Below are 14,581 nucleotides of genomic sequence, written 5' to 3'. Positions count from 1 at the left end.
ATCTACTTGAAGAGGCCTTGCACAATTGCCGTGGCAATGGCGTTGGCTAATGAGTTGATAATCGGGTCGAGAATTGGTGCAAACAAAAAGAACAAGAAACGGCCTATTAAGTTCTGCAGGTCGACCAACAGCTGATTGAACCACTGGACCACGGGGTTGGCAGCGGCGACGGCAGCGCCGGCGACCGCGCCCGCTACCGAGCCCAGCGGCTGCATCACCGCGGCGTTGACCGCCTCCGCGGCGGTGTAGGCCCCCGCGCCGGCCTGCAAGTTCTGCGTGAACTGCTGATGAAACGCCTCCACCTGCCCGGCGAGCGCCTGATATTCCTGGCCGTGCGCGGAGAGTAACTGCGCCACCGCAGCCGATACCTGGTCGGCGGCCGCGGCCGGCACCGTGGCGGTCGTGGTGGCGGCGGCGGAGTTCGCGGCGCTCAGCGTCGAGCCGATATTCGCCAAATCCGTTGCGGCCGTGCTAATTAGCTCAGGCGCCGCGATCAAGCCCGACACTACCGTCCTCCTAGCGCCTCATCGAGCCATTCGAGATTGCAAAAGTATCGCCCGAAACCGGTGATTTTCACAAGTGGCCTCCCGCATTTACCCCGGCGGCAAGAAATCGCCGGTGCCGAATTCACCCTTGCCTGCTAGCCGGTTCCGAAATGGTGGTTCCGCTCTCCCAAGCGGGCGCGCAGATCTTCCTCGAAGGAGACGACCGCGGGGTTGAGCCGCTCGGCCCGCAGCCGCTCCAGGTTCGGGTAACCGGCGGCGCGCTCGGCGTCCCACTCGTCGGCGAACCTGCCCGACTCGATGTCACCGAGCACCTCGCGCATCACTCCCGGGACGTCGAGGCCGTCGAAGCGATCCGCCCGCGACATCTGGCCGTACTGACTGGTCGGCGAGTGGTAGCGCATCTGGCCGGCGTAGCCCTCGAGCCGCAGCAACCGGTAGCTGCGTTCGACCTCGCCGGACAGCACGAGCTCGGTGATGATCGCCTCCAGCGGGATGCCGGCCCGGGACATCAGCTCGACGAAGCTCTTCGAGACCCGGCCCAGGGCGGGGGCGAGCACCTGTTCCACCGCGAGATCCAGCACGGCCTCCTGGCGCGGCGTCATTTCGATGGCGCCCTGGCGCAGGCCGCCGATCGCGCGTGCGATGGCCAGCGTGCGGGCCAGCGCGGTCCCGGAGTTGTCCTTCTGCACGCCGAGCGCGGTGATGAACCCGATGCCCTTCAGGTAGCACTCGCGCACCTCGGGACCCAGCATCCGGGGGGCGACCATGCCGAGGTCGCAATCGGGGTCGATCCGGTCGAAGGCCGCCACGTATCCCGACGCCAGCACCCAGAGGGCGCCCGGTTTGGGGGTGATGGGCAGCTCGGGGATGACGTCGTCGGGGATGAGGGTGCAGATCACGTCGCATGCGTTCGCCGCCTCGATCTCGCCGGGTTGAAAGCCGTCGGCCTCGGCTTGCTCGCGGGAGGCGTCGGCGCGGGCGAAGACGTCCACCGCGAGGCCCGAGTCGCGCAGGTTGAGCGCCCAGGAGCGGCCCTGGTTGCCGTACCCGACGACGGCAATGCGCTGCCCGTCTAGCACCGCGAGGTCGCCGTCGGCTTCGTAGTAGATCGTCGTCATCGGAAATCCTTCCTGGCCACCCCTGATGATGCGCCCAAACCATTGGGCTTGAAAACTTTGCTTTTCAAAACTCTGAGATTGCGGTACAGTCGTCCCTGTTTCTCACCGGGGGCTAGACGAATACCGGTGGGAGGCCATCGATGTCGTTTCTGTTCGCGGCGCCGGACGTGCTCACCGACGCGGCACAAAATCTGGCGAGCGTCGGCTCCACGATCAGTGCCGCCAACGCGGCGGCGGCGGCGTCGACGACGGCCGTGCTGGCGCCCGCCGCGGACCAGATGTCGGCGGCCGTTGCCGCAATTCTTTCCCAGCACGGCGCGGCATATCAGGCACTGAGCGCGCAGGCGGCGGTGTTTCATGCCCAGTTTGTGCGGGCGCTCGGTAGTGCCGGCGGCGCGTATGCGGCCGCCGAGGCCGCTGCCGCCTCGGGATTGGCGGCCGCTCAGCAGGACGCCGAGCAGGACGTGCGGGCCGCGATCAACGCCCCCACCGAACTGCTGCTGGGGCGACCGCTGATCGGCAACGGGGCGGACGGGACGGCCGCGAGCCCTAACGGCCGTCCCGGTGGGCTGTTGTTCGGCAACGGTGGCACCGGCTATTCCGCGACGGCCCCGGGGGCGGCCGGCGGGACGGGCGGCGCGGCGGGGTTGGTCGGCAGCGGGGGCGCCGGTGGGGCCGGCGGCGCCAACGCGGCCGGCGGGGCCGGCGGTCGCGGTGGATGGCTGTGGGGCACCAACGGGCCCGCCGGCCTCAGCTCATTGGCGAGCGGGACCGTGCCGCTGCAGATGAACGGCGTCTTCGCGACGGTCGGCGTCTCGGTCAACGGCGGGCCGAGCGTGCCCCTGACCGTCGACACCGGATCCAACGGCCTGCTGATCCCGTTCTGGGACATCGGACTTCGGCAACTCGGCCTGCCCACCCAACTCGGATTCGTCAGCTACGGCGAAGGGGTCGCCTTCATCTACCTCAACTTCAACGCTCCGGTGAATTTCGGGAACGGGCTCCTCACCGCGCCCACCCCGGTCAGCGTCGAAATACTCGAATTGCCACTATCTCTCAATGGCCTCGGGCTCATGCTCACCGGCAATGCTTTCGCCGGGGGAGATGGCATCTTGGGCATCGGGTCGAACGCGGTGGGCCCGGCCAGCTCGGTGGTCACGGCGTTGCCGGGCCCGCTCCATCAGGGTGTGCTGATCAACGAACCCCAACGCTACCTGCAGTTCGGCCCCAATCCGCTACCCGGAATCACGGTCACCGGGGCACCGGTCACCGCCTTCGACGTCCAAATCAACGGCGGGCCTTTGCAACAGGTTCTGGCGCTGGTCGATTCCGGCGGCAATCACGGGTCCATCCCGTCGTCCATCCTGGACACCGGGCAGACATCCGGACCGTTGCCGGCGGGCACGACCATCTCGGTCTACACCGAGGACGCCCTGACGCCGCTGTACTCGTACACGACGACCGAGACCAACAGCCCGCAGGTCATGTCGGGCCAAATGAATACCGGGTTCATGCCCTTCGCGCAGGGGCCGGTGTACATCAGCTACAGCCCCGGCGGTGTCGGGACGATGACGTTCGACTTCTGAACGGGCTGACCGAATGTCAGTATTTCCGTAAAATCGCGTCATGAGGCTTGTCGCGTTCGCCGCGGCAATGATGATCGCGCCAATTCCGCTGGCGTGGATTCCGGCGGCATCGGCCGCATGCCCCGATGCCGAAGTGGTTTTCGCGCGCGGCCGAGAAGAACCGCCCGGCGTCGGCGCAGTCGGCGACGCACTGGTCAATTCGCTGCGCGGCAAGACCCGTATGTCGGTCGGCGTGTACGGGGTCAACTACCCCGCCAACATCAGCACCGGCAGCGGCGCCAACGACATGAGCGCCCACGTCCAATTCATGGCCAAGAATTGCCCGAACACCCGCATGGTGCTCGGCGGCTATTCACTGGGTGCCGAGGTGGCCGACCTTGTCACCGGTGGCCGTTCAGGATTCGGATTCACCAACCCGCTGCCGCCGGGTGTCGATCAGCACATCGCAGCGGTCGCGCTGTTTGGTAATGGAAGCCACGGAGTCGCGCCGGCCTTCGCCGGTAAGACGATCGATCAATGCGCGCCGGGCGACCCCATCTGTGGGAGAGGGCTGAACTGGCCGTCGCACCTGCAGCCTTCGTACATCGACTCGGGATTGGTGGATCAGGCCGCCAGCTTCGCCGCCGGCAGGCTCTAGGACGGCTAGTGGTGGCCGCCGCCGGAGCTGCCGCCGCCTGAGCTGCCGCCGCCGATCGAGCTGCCGCCACCGCCTGAGCTGCCGCCGCCGATGGAGCTGCCGCCACCGAGGGAGCTTCCTCCGCCGAGGGAGCTACCGCCGCCGAGGGAGCCGCCGCCGCCAAGGGAGCCGCCTCCGCCGAGGGAGCCGCCTCCGCCGAGGGAGCTGCCGCCGCCGAGGGAGCCGCCTCCGCCGAGGGAGCTGCCCCCACCAACTGGGCCGCCGCCACCGCCGACGGGCCCACTGCTTCCTGGACTGCCGCCTGCGCCGATCGGTCCACTACCGCCGGGGATCCCGCCTCCGCCCACGGGCCCGCCCCCGACAGGAGGCGAGCCACCACCGACCGGTCCGCCGCTCTCGGGCGGCGTGCTGCCGGGGTTGCCGTGACTGGGGCCGGGACCGGTGCCGGGTCCGCCGCTCTCGGGCGGCGCGCCGCCGGGGTCGCCGTTGCTGGGGCCAGGACCACCAACGGGCCCGCCGCTTTCGGGCGGTGTGTCGCCGGGGGTGCCGTGGCTCGGGCCGGGACCGGTACCCGGTTCGCCGCTTTCGGGAGGCGTATCGCCGGGTGTCCCGTGGCCGGAGCCCGGGCCGTTGGCAGGGCCTCCGCCCCCATTGCCAGGGTGCATCCCTTCCGTGCCACCGGGATTGGTGCCCGGCCCGTGGCCCGGGGGAGTTTGGTGGGGTGGCGGCGAGTGCGGCGGCGGGACGTGGACCGGCGGTGGCTCGGCCGGCGGCGACGGATGCGGCGGCGCCTGGATCACGGGTGGACTCGCTGGCGGGTCAGGGAACCAAAGCTGCGGAAGGGGGCGCGGCGCTATCGGCGGGACCACGACGACAGGAAACGGCACGGCCGGCGCGACCGGAACCGGCGCCTCCGGAAGGGGAGCCGCGGGGACCGGAGCCGGCGGAACCGGGGCCGCGGGCGGAGGAGCCGCGGCGGCCGGGGCCGGCACTGCCGGCGGCGAACCCGCGGTTAGAGTCAACGGCTTGGGTGGCGCCGCCTTGGTGGCCGCCACTTGCCAAGGCGCAGGCGCGAATACGTGCTCTGCCGGGGCGAGGAGATTTTGCAGGGGCGCGGGCAGCATTCCGACGGTCGTGTGGACGCCGACCGACAGGGCGATCTCCAACGCCATCGCCGCGCTGATGGCGGCGACCGCCACCGCGCTGCCGACCAGCAGGCCCGGCCTGGAACGGGGCTCGCTTGCATCCTGATTGGCGGCGTCCATGACGACGGTCGGTGCGCTTGCCTCGTCGTCTTCCACTGCGCTATAAGCGAATTCGTCATCGCCTGTCTCGGCATCGGCGATGCGGAGATATTCGGGCAGGGTACTCGCGCCGAGCGCACCGGTACCGGGGTCTTGTGCATAGGCCAGCGCGGCGGTCGATGACGCAAACAACGGCGCATTCGCGGACGCCAGGGCCGCCCCACGGGCCAGCGCCGTCTCCGGCTCTTCCGGGGTGCTCACGCTCAGCGGCGTCGCCTCTTCCAGCCACGGCTTGATCGGGGCGACATCGACGCCTGAGCCAACCACGAATAGGCCGTCTGGGCCGTCTGGCGACTCGACGAGCCCGGCGACCATCTCCATCAGCTTCGCGGTGGCGCACTCCCCGGACCCGTCATCCAAGGATTCTGTCCGGACATCGGCGACAGACCCGTCGGAGGTCTCGACGACCGCCAGAGTCGCGGTGTCGGGCTCGACGAAAAGCACCGCAGTCCGCTCGTAACCCATTGCGCCACCGACGGATTGGGTCAACGATGTCGCGGCCAGAAACGTCGACACCAGCATGACGTTCTCGAGCTTGTGGGCGGCCAACGCATCGCGCACCGCCCTCGCTTCGAGCTGGTCGGTGCAGGCCACCCCGACGGCGGTCAGTTCGATGCCGGCACCGACGGCGTCCTCGCGCGTGCCCAGGATGGCGGCGATCGCTCGATCGGACGCGCTGACGGTGGGCGAATCGTCCGCCGCGGTGACGGCGAACTCCTTCTCGTCTACCGTTGCGCCATCGGCGTTTTCGCCTTGCAGCAGCACCATCTGGACCGAGTCTGGCGCCAGCGAGACTCCGAGCACGATATCCACGACCCACGCCTCCCAGCGTCTTGGCGGTCGGTCACCGGTGGGCGGAGGAGAGGCCACACGGACCGCTAACCGATCGTCGCCCGGAAAGCTGTATCCGAATCTTGGCGAAGCTGTGTAGGCCCTAAGAAGCTCAAGCCGGGCGGGCTAGGGTCGGCTGGTGCGCAGGACCATCGACTGGGACGGCGACGCGGTCACGATCATCGACCAGACCGCGTTGCCCGCCGATTATCGCGAGCTCACCCTGCGCACCGTCGACGAGCTGATCGACGCGATTCGCCGCCTGGCCGTGCGCGGCGCCCCGGCGCTGGGTGCGGCGGGCGCGCTTGGCGTTGTGCTCGCCGTACAAGAGGGAGGTGACGTTCGGGCGGCTGCCGAACGAGTGGCGAAGGCGCGGCCGACCGCCGTCAACCTCAGCTGGGGCGTTGCGCGCGCGCTCGAAAGGCTCGACGAGGGCGCCGAAGCCGTGCTTGCCGAAGCGCTGGAAATCCTCGACGAGGACGAGCGCCTCAACCGCGCCGCATCCGCGCACGCCGCCGAGATAGTCCTCGGGCTATGCGGTCGCCGCCCGCTGCGGCTGCTCAGCCACTGCGACGCCGGTCACCTCGCCACCGTGGCCTGGGGCAGCGCGCTCGGGGTCGTCTGGCACCTGCACGAGCGCGGGCTCGTCGATTCAGTGCTGGTCGACGAGACCCGTCCGCTGCTGCAGGGCGCCCGTCTCACGGCATGGGAGCTGGCGCAGGCGGGCGTGCCCTACCGGGTGCAGCCGGACGGCGCGGCAGCGGCGGCGATGGCGCGCGGCCTCGTCGACTGCGTGCTCGTCGGTGCCGATCGGATCGCGGCCAACGGCGACGTCGCCAACAAGATCGGCACCTACGGCCTGGCCATCGCGGCGCGCCATCACGGCTTGCCGCTCGTCGTGGTCGCGCCGTCGTCGACGATCGACGCGTCGCTGGCCACCGGCGCGGAGATCGCGATCGAGGAACGCGCGCCCGAGGAACTCCGGACGTTCGCCGGCACCGCCATCGCGCCGCCGGACGCGGGCGTCTTCAACCCGGCCTTCGACGTGACGCCGGCCGAACTGGTCACCGCGGTCGTCACGGAGCACGGCAGGTACCGGCCTGCGGACGAACGCTGAAGAGACCCGTCATGAGTTGGAGCCGATAACGGGAATCGAACCCGCGTATTCAGCTTGGGAAGTCGATTAGGTCTGATCCAGGCGGTTCTGCACAGGTCCGTAGACGTCGCTGACTTGCGCAAAGCATCCGCGAGCGTCTGCTGGCGTACCGCTTGATTCGGCACAGTTGTGACAGCGCCGTGACAGCGAAGCTGGGACAAGGCCGGGCCCGACGACCCTTTGGCGTGGTCGTCCGCCTTGGGGGTCGTTGGGGGGTCATTTCCGCTGGGAGCCGACCGACGGGCGCAAGGTGTCCGTGGTAGCCGATCGACGCCGGAGCGGGCAGTGCCGCGCGGCGGAGGCGAGCCCCACGGTGCCGCCAATGTCTGCTGGTCGCCTGCTGAACCTGCGGATGGATCCCGATGGGGGTGATCCCTACATCTGTTCGGCCGGCACCATCGGCTATTCCGAGGAGACACTGTTGGAGAAGTGGGCGCGCGACTAGAAAGATCATGGACATCTTCGAAGGCACCCAGCAGATCCAGCAATTGGTGGTCGCCCGGCGGCTGTTGGGCCTGTGATCGTCCGAACTCAAGTAGCGAGGCGCGGTAGCTCGGTCGTCGATATCTCCCGCGCCTCGGCGGCCTCTACTCCCATGGCGCGCAATACAAGTTCCGCGGTCGACGAGCCAGCTTCACGCCAGGTCTGATGTCCCTCGAGCACCATCCACATCGCGCTCACGGTCGCGCCGAGGGCGAACGAGGCGATGCTGTCGACGCTGACCGGGCCGAGGTCATAGCGGCCGGCGGCAACACCGGCGCTGATGTCACGCATGGGTGGTCCGGTCATCACGGCGCGCAGCGACTCCTCCGACAGCCCGAATCTGACAGTGAAGCGTCCGAGAGTAGGGTTCTCGTAGGCATACCGGACCCACAACCGCAGACCGGTGGCCAGTCGTGCCGCGGGGTCGTCGATGCCGGTGAAGCTGTCAGAAACTCGCCGATGCAGGTCTGCGCTGAACTCGGCGACGACGCGGTCGAAGAGGCCGGTCATTGGACCGATATTGCGATAAAGCGTGCCGCGCGCCACGTTCGCCGCTTGGGCCAATTCGCTGACGGTTAGCTGGGTCGTTCCCTTTTCGACGAACAGTCGGACCGCGGCCTCGCTGATCCGCTGATCCGTGGGCGTCGTCATGCGCTAGATAGTACACCGATGTTCTATCCGCCAAGTGACTGGCAATTGAAAGACGCTCTTGATCTATATTGAACAATAGTGTTCAATGCCAATGTGAGCAACGTTAGCCACGACCGCGCGCAAGGGGACCCCGAGCGCGTTCCGGTGCTGATTGCAGGCGGCGGACCGGTTGGACTCACGCTTGCGCTGACGCTGGCGCGGTACGGCGTCGCCGCGATCCTGGTGGAGCGCAACCCGTCGACGACCACGCATCCGAAGATGGACATCACCAACGGCCGCAGCATGGAGCTGTTCCGTCATCTCGGGGTGGCCGATGAGCTTCGCAAAGTCGCTGTCCCCGAGGACCATCCGTTCGACGTCTCGTGGGTGACGAACCTCAGCGGGTGGGAGTTGGCGCGCTTTCGGTATCCCACCCCTGCTCAACGGCGCGCGATCATCCGCGAGCGCAACGACGGCACGACCGCACTCGAGCCGGCCATGCGGGTCTCACAGGCCGTTCTGGAGCCGGCGCTGAAAAATCTTCTGGAATCCCAAAGTTCGCAGATCGACCTCCGATTCGGCTGGGCCCTAGAGACTTTCAGCCAAGACAGCGACGGGGTCGATGCGGTGATCCGTTGCACGGAGACCGGAGGAACCCGCCGGATCCGGGCCCAATTCCTGGCCGGCTGCGACGGCGCAGGAAGCGTCGTGCGCACCGGACTGGGCATCGGCCTCGACGACATCGACCTGCGGCGTCTTGCCGCACGTGAAATCGGCATCGGGCGTCTCCTGCCGGCGGCGATCCGGGCCTATCTCACGAAGCGGGAAAGGCCAATGGACGGCCGGGTTTACCTCATCCACTTCACCTCGCCCGACCGACACCTTTTCGAGCGATTCGGCACAGCCTGGCACACCCAGTCACCCCAGGGATGGACGCTGATTTCGCAGAACGACCGCGATACCTGGACCCTGCATGCGCTTCTCGGAGCGGGTATCGATGCCGACGCGATCGATCCCAAACAATTTCTGTTCACGACGCTCGGCGTCGAGTTCGCCTGCGAGATCCTCTGTGCCAACGCGTGGCGCCCGCGCCTGTCCCTTGCCGCCCGCTACGGGCGCGGCCGGGTATGGCTGGCCGGCGACGCCGCACATCAGGTCGTTCCAGCCGGTGGGTACGGCATGAACACCGGTGTCGGCGACGCGGTCGGGTTAGGCTGGATGGTCGCTGCCAACGTGCAGGGCTGGGCAGACCGTCGTCTTCTCGATGCCTATGAAGCCGAGCGGCGGCCCGTCGCGGTACGCAATCGCAACGCATCGGCGCGCCACACGCTGGTGCGCTTGGCGGTCAAAACCCTCGACCGCACGGCAATTCACTCCGAGGGTTGGAGCGGTGAGCGCGCCCGCGCGCAGCTCGGCAGGGAGATCCTCGACCTCGGCAACCTGGAAAATGAGGCGGACGGAATCGAATTCGGATACCGCTACGACACCTCACCCATCGTCTGCAGCGAACCAGCCACGGCCGCGGTCGATCACCTGCACGCGTACACACCGGGGACTCAACCCGGGTCACGCCCGCCCAGTGTGTTCCTCGAGGATGGCCGAGCAATCTTCGACCTGTTCGGATTGGGATTCACCTTGCTGCGGTTTGCCGACATCGACGTCGGGTCGTTCACCGATGCCGCCGCTGAGCGCGGAATCCCGTTGGCGACAGTCGATATTCGTGACAGTCACGCTCGGGTGCTGTACGAGCGTGACCTGGTATTGATCCGCCCCGACCACCACGTCGCCTGGCGCGGCGACGCCGTCCCGGACCGACCCGGCGACATCCTCGAGCGCATCCGCGGCGCGAGGGCGACACGGCCGCGGCCGCAACTTGTTGACTCCACCAGCCGATGATCTCCTCGCTGTTGCCGCCTGCGGTGAAGTGGAAGGCATTCTTCAAGCAGCAAACCAAGAATGACCAGTGCACCGAAGTGAGATACGCGTGACCGATCTGTTGTGGCCGCCTTACTCCACCCTGGCCGACCTCGAGGAAATCGAACTGATCCCGTTGGCGGACAGGGGGTTACCGTCCTCAACGTACGAGCTGTTGGTACGGGCGGCGACACAGTGGCCAACCCGCACTGCAGTGACGGTCCTTCCCGACGCAACCCGTTGGGAGCAGCCGACGCATCGCACTTTCGGCGAACTACTAGCCGACGTGCACAGAACCGCCAACCTATTACGGGACATCGGTGTCGGCCGCTCTGATGCGGTCGCGCTGCTCTCCCCGAACTGTGACGGGCTCATCACCGCCACCTTGGCCGCTCAGCTCGCGGGCATCGCCGCGCCGATCAACGGCGGCCAGTCTGCTGACCACATCGCAGAGCTTCTGACCCGATCCGGAGCGCGAGTGCTGATCGCGGCGGCACCGGAGCTGGATACCGCCAGTTGGGACACCGCCCTTCAACTCGCCGACGCCGGCGCCGTCGACACACTGCTGGCTCTGCCTCCAATCGGCGGAATAGCTGGGGCGCCAACGTATGACGCGTCGGCTTTCCAAGGAGAGCCACCCGAAGCTAGTGACCTGGCCGCACTCTTCCACACCGGCGGCACGACCGGCGCACCGAAGTTGGCCGCACACACCCACGCCAACGAGGTTGCCGACGCGTGGATGATCGCGGCCAACTCCGCCCTTGGCGACCACGAGACAATTTTCGCGGCATTGCCGTTGTTTCATGTCAACGCGCTCGTCGTCACGCTGCTTGCACCGATGCTGCGCGGACAGCACGTGATCTGGGCAGGCCCCCTCGGATACCGGGACCCGGCCATATACGCCAACTTCTGGAAGATCGTGCAGCACTACGCCATCACCTCCATGAGTGCCGTGCCGACGGTCTACTCCGTCCTAGCGCAGTGCGCAGTCGACGCTGACATCTCCAGCCTGCGCTTTGCTCTGGTCGGCGCCTCAGCGCTGCCCGTCTCGGTGCGACGCAGTTTCGAAGCGCACACCGGCATTCGACTACTGGAGGGTTACGGCCTGACCGAAGCGACGTGCGCCAGCGCACGCAGCCTTCCCGATCACCGTCGCCCGGGATCGGTGGGTCAGCGCCTGCCCTACCAGAAGGTCAAGGCCGTACGCGTCGACGCCGACGGGTCGTGGCACGACCTCCCTGCGGGCGAAGTGGGCCACTTGGCAATCAGCGGCCCGACGGTCTTTCCCGGTTACGTGTCCGCCTGTGGCACAAGCGGTTTCGCCCTCGACGGGCAGGGCAAGCTCGTCGACGGCTGGCTGGATACCGGCGATCTCGCGTTCGTCGACTCGGACGGCTTCATCCATCTGACCGGCCGGGCAAAGGACCTGATCATCCGAGGTGGCCACAACATCGACCCGGCCACCATTGAGGACGTGCTCCTACAGCATCCCGATGTCACCGGTGCCGCCGCGGTGGGCAGACCCGACACTCATGCTGGCGAGGTTCCCGTCGCATATGTCACTGTCGCGCCGAACAGCACTGTGGCGGGCGACGAACTACGCACATGGGCGAGCGAGCATGTCGCCGACAAAGCAGCCGCGCCGAAAGTCGTCACCATCATCGACACGCTGCCGGTCACCGCCGTCGGCAAACCGTACAAACCGGCACTGCGCGCCGAGGCAGCATACAGCGCTGCGATCGAGGCGTTGTCCGGTCACTCCGGAATCGAATCGGTCACGGCAGTTGTCGAAGACGGCTCGCCGGTCGTCACCGTCACGCTCAAATCATCTGCTGACCGCATGGCCGTCGAAGAGGTCCTCGGCCGCTACTCGATGACTGCACGACTGGAGTTGGCGTCATGACCGCAATCCCGGCCGCCGAACCGGGCACCACGTTGGCCACTGGCTCCTTCGCCGCCGCGCGGCGATGTCTTCGAGCTGTGGTGGTGTCGGAGTTTTTGCTGGTGGGCGAGTCGATCGATTCGAGCGACATTGAAAGGACCTGTTATGCGTCGTAATACCGCCCGTGTCCCGGTCTACAAGCCTGACATCTACTCCGTCGAGGCCATCGTCGACCCATATCCGCACTACCAACGGCTCCGCGATTTGGGTGCCGTGGTGTGGTTGCCGAAACAGAAAGTGTACGCGCTACCGCGGTACGTGGAGTGTAAGGCGGTGCTGCGCGATGACAAGGCCTTCTTGTCGGGGCCAGGGGTGTCGCTCAATCCTATTACCAACCGGTTGGGCCGCGGCACGACGCTCAATAGCGATGGGGCCGAGCATGATCAGCGACGCAAGCGGGTCGCGCACCGGATGCTGCCCCGTGCGCTCCACGCGATTAGTGACAGTGTTGATGCGACGGCAGCCGCGGTTGTCGATGGGGCGCTCACCCGGGGCGAGATCGACGGTGTGAACGATTTGGCCGCCGCACTGCCGCTGGCGGTGGTGCCCGACCTCATTGGCTGGCCCCGTGACCAACGCGATCATCTCATTGAATGGGGCGGGGCCGCCTTCGACATCCTCGGTCCACTCAATCGGCGGGCTATCAAAGCGATGCTGGGCGTGATGGCGATGCTGCGCTTTGCCCGCGGCGTGGTACGCGATCGCACCGTTCTCGAGGGCAGCATGGCCCATGAGTTGCTGATCGCCGCCGATGAGGGCAAGCTGCGCCACGACGAATGCCCCCCGCTGATGGTCGATTACCTCGCCCCATCGATCGATACCACCATGAGCGCCATCAGCAATGCGCTGTTCCTGTTCGCCAGCCACCCCGAGCAGTGGCGGCTGCTCAAGGACGAGCCTGAGCTGATACCGAACGCCATCAACGAAGTGTTGCGGTTCGAGCCGCCTTTGCGGGCATTCGGGCGCTGCGTGGGCCAGCACACCGACATCGCTGGAATCACCATGTCGCCCGGTGACCGGGTTCTGGTGATGTACGCCTCAGCCAACCGCGATGAACGTGAATGGGACCAAGCTGAGGTCTTCGACATTCGCCGCGACGCCGGACGGCAAATCGGCTTCGGCTACGGTGCTCATGCCTGCGCCGGTCAGGCTTTGGCGCGTTTGGAGACGACGGCAATGCTGCGCGTACTCATCGAACGGGTGGACCGCATCGAAGTCACCGGTTCACCGACGTGGGCGATCAATAACATCATCCACCGCCACGAGCATCTGCCACTCAAGCTGATTCCCGCCTAGTCACCTCCCCACTGACGACTGGAGTGTCATGCACATCGCGTCCATCATTGTCTCCGTACTGCTCGCGCTGGAGATGGCCGCAACCGGAATGCCAAAGGTGCTGCAGCTCAGTGCTGTTCGTGCCAGCGCCGAACACCTCGGCGTGAGTGTCACATTAGACCGGATGATCGGGGCGGCCCAGCTGGCCGCCACGATCGGCCTTTTGGTGGGCATCGCCTATCCCGCTCTCTCGGTGGTGACTGCCGCCGCGGTGGTTCTCATGATGTGCGGTGCGATCGGCTATCACGTCAAGGCTGGCGACAAGGTCTCAGCCATGGCGCCGGCGGTACTCACCGCCGCGCTCGCCATCGCCGTTGCCGTGCTCGCCGCCGCCCCGGCAGCGTCCTTACCGAACCTGTAAGCGTTTCACCACCATTGCGAGGAATCCCATGAACCTATTGCCGCTTAACCCGCAGCCGTTTACCGCGCCTTCCGATCGCGACATGCTTCCCTTGGAGCGCCGCCAATTCGTCCGCTCACACCGGACCTGTGTATTGCGAACTCACACACTGGGGATCATCGTCCATCGCGTGGAACGCCTCCAACTCCGCCACCCACGACGTGTCGTGACCACACCACACACTCCCCGCCACCACCCACACACAACCAACCGGGCCGTCGAGGATCGTCAATCATAAGCGATTTCAACGTCTTTGGCGCGAGGAGGGACAGCGGGTACTGCAGCGGCGCCGGCGCAAACGCCACGGCACCTCCACCGGTTGTGCGCCCTAGTGTTCTGTCCGCTCGACGATGCCGCGTTGCTCAAATACGTATTGGACGATGGTGAGTGCGTTGATGACGCGGGGAAATCCGGTGTAGGGGATGAGGTGCATGACTGTCTCGACGATCTCGGTGGGGGTGAGTCCTGCTGAGAGCGCGGTGTTGAGGTGAAGTTCGACTTGGGGGTCTGTCCCCTGGGTGACCAGTGATGACAGTGTGATGATCGCGCGTTGCTGGTTGGTCAGTCCAACGCGAGTGTAGATGTCGCCGTAGGCGAATTCGGTGATGTAGCGCCCCAGGTCTGGCGCGATGGCGGCGAGGTCTTCGCTGATCTTTGCATGGGTGGCACTGGCGTGTGGACTGGTGAACTCGGCGAGCTTTGCCAGCCCTTTTTCGTAACGGTCTGAAGTCACCTGGGG

General features: G+C 66.7%; 12 protein-coding genes and 2 pseudogenes. 9 read left to right on the top strand and 5 right to left on the bottom strand.

Annotated features, from left to right (window positions below; genetic code table 11):
* Positions 1–2 precede the first annotated feature (2 nt).
* Positions 3–506: a PE family protein gene (locus AC5Y4S_RS15390; RefSeq protein WP_500033586.1), complete on the bottom strand. Its 504-nt coding sequence runs from the start codon at positions 504–506 to the stop codon at positions 3–5.
* Positions 507–640: 134 nt separating this feature from the next.
* A complete protein-coding gene (locus tag AC5Y4S_RS15385) occupies positions 641–1,624 on the bottom strand; it encodes an NAD(P)-binding domain-containing protein (protein WP_500033585.1) in 984 nt (327 codons plus the stop codon).
* A 140-nt stretch (positions 1,625–1,764) separates the two neighbouring features.
* On the opposite strand from AC5Y4S_RS15385, the gene AC5Y4S_RS15380 reads away from it, so the two are divergent.
* Together AC5Y4S_RS15380 and AC5Y4S_RS15375 are read left to right on the top strand one after the other, a co-directional pair.
* The gene (locus tag AC5Y4S_RS15380; protein WP_500033584.1) at positions 1,765–3,210 is read left to right on the top strand and encodes a PecA family PE domain-processing aspartic protease; all 1,446 of its coding nucleotides are present in this window, start codon (positions 1,765–1,767) and stop codon (positions 3,208–3,210) included.
* Between the two features lie 40 nt (positions 3,211–3,250).
* The gene (locus tag AC5Y4S_RS15375) at positions 3,251–3,847 is read left to right on the top strand and encodes a cutinase family protein (RefSeq protein ID WP_500033583.1); all 597 of its coding nucleotides are present in this window, start codon (positions 3,251–3,253) and stop codon (positions 3,845–3,847) included.
* Between the two features lie 5 nt (positions 3,848–3,852).
* Here the strand turns inward: AC5Y4S_RS15375 and AC5Y4S_RS15370 are convergent, their stop codons facing one another.
* Positions 3,853–5,964: a DUF7159 family protein gene (locus AC5Y4S_RS15370; protein ID WP_500033582.1), complete on the bottom strand. Its 2,112-nt coding sequence runs from the start codon at positions 5,962–5,964 to the stop codon at positions 3,853–3,855.
* A 157-nt stretch (positions 5,965–6,121) separates the two neighbouring features.
* Between AC5Y4S_RS15370 and mtnA the strand changes: the two genes are divergently transcribed.
* Positions 6,122–7,099, top strand: coding sequence for an S-methyl-5-thioribose-1-phosphate isomerase (gene mtnA, locus AC5Y4S_RS15365; RefSeq protein ID WP_500033581.1), 978 nt, complete (start codon positions 6,122–6,124; stop codon positions 7,097–7,099).
* Between the two features lie 427 nt (positions 7,100–7,526).
* Positions 7,527–7,659, top strand: a pseudogene (locus AC5Y4S_RS15360) (acyl-CoA dehydrogenase family protein); the annotation flags it as partial.
* A 10-nt stretch (positions 7,660–7,669) separates the two neighbouring features.
* Here AC5Y4S_RS15360 and AC5Y4S_RS15355 read toward each other — a convergent pair.
* A complete protein-coding gene (locus AC5Y4S_RS15355) occupies positions 7,670–8,272 on the bottom strand; it encodes a TetR/AcrR family transcriptional regulator (protein ID WP_500033580.1) in 603 nt (200 codons plus the stop codon).
* Between the two features lie 78 nt (positions 8,273–8,350).
* Between AC5Y4S_RS15355 and AC5Y4S_RS15350 the strand changes: the two genes are divergently transcribed.
* The 5 genes and pseudogenes from AC5Y4S_RS15350 to AC5Y4S_RS15330 form a co-directional block, all read left to right on the top strand.
* Positions 8,351–10,147: an FAD-dependent monooxygenase gene (locus AC5Y4S_RS15350; RefSeq protein ID WP_500033579.1), complete on the top strand. Its 1,797-nt coding sequence runs from the start codon at positions 8,351–8,353 to the stop codon at positions 10,145–10,147.
* 82 nt (positions 10,148–10,229) lie between these two features.
* Positions 10,230–12,068: an AMP-binding protein gene (locus tag AC5Y4S_RS15345; protein ID WP_500034022.1), complete on the top strand. Its 1,839-nt coding sequence runs from the start codon at positions 10,230–10,232 to the stop codon at positions 12,066–12,068.
* Between the two features lie 144 nt (positions 12,069–12,212).
* Positions 12,213–13,403, top strand: coding sequence for a cytochrome P450 (locus AC5Y4S_RS15340; protein ID WP_500033578.1), 1,191 nt, complete (start codon positions 12,213–12,215; stop codon positions 13,401–13,403).
* Between the two features lie 28 nt (positions 13,404–13,431).
* Positions 13,432–13,803: a DoxX family protein gene (locus AC5Y4S_RS15335; protein WP_500033577.1), complete on the top strand. Its 372-nt coding sequence runs from the start codon at positions 13,432–13,434 to the stop codon at positions 13,801–13,803.
* A 28-nt stretch (positions 13,804–13,831) separates the two neighbouring features.
* Positions 13,832–13,936 (top strand): annotated as a pseudogene (locus tag AC5Y4S_RS15330) (pyridoxamine 5'-phosphate oxidase family protein); the annotation flags it as partial.
* 234 nt (positions 13,937–14,170) lie between these two features.
* Here AC5Y4S_RS15330 and AC5Y4S_RS15325 read toward each other — a convergent pair.
* Positions 14,171–14,575, bottom strand: coding sequence for a carboxymuconolactone decarboxylase family protein (locus tag AC5Y4S_RS15325; RefSeq protein ID WP_500033576.1), 405 nt, complete (start codon positions 14,573–14,575; stop codon positions 14,171–14,173).
* Positions 14,576–14,581: the final 6 nt, after the last annotated feature.

This window comes from Mycobacterium sp. NGS64 (genome assembly GCF_059812245.1).
This window is presented reverse-complemented; position numbering and strand designations above follow the sequence as displayed.

What these genes read in the sequence shown, in the direction of transcription:
- AC5Y4S_RS15385 (WP_500033585.1), bottom strand. Translation starts at nt 1,624, where the DNA reads ATGACGACGATCTACTACGAAGCCGACGGCGACCTCGCGGTGCTAGAC.
- AC5Y4S_RS15380 (WP_500033584.1), top strand. Translation starts at nt 1,765, where the DNA reads ATGTCGTTTCTGTTCGCGGCGCCGGACGTGCTCACCGACGCGGCACAA.
- AC5Y4S_RS15375 (WP_500033583.1), top strand. Translation starts at nt 3,251, where the DNA reads ATGAGGCTTGTCGCGTTCGCCGCGGCAATGATGATCGCGCCAATTCCG.
- AC5Y4S_RS15355 (WP_500033580.1), bottom strand. Translation starts at nt 8,272, where the DNA reads ATGACGACGCCCACGGATCAGCGGATCAGCGAGGCCGCGGTCCGACTG.
- AC5Y4S_RS15340 (WP_500033578.1), top strand. Translation starts at nt 12,213, where the DNA reads ATGCGTCGTAATACCGCCCGTGTCCCGGTCTACAAGCCTGACATCTAC.
- AC5Y4S_RS15335 (WP_500033577.1), top strand. Translation starts at nt 13,432, where the DNA reads ATGCACATCGCGTCCATCATTGTCTCCGTACTGCTCGCGCTGGAGATG.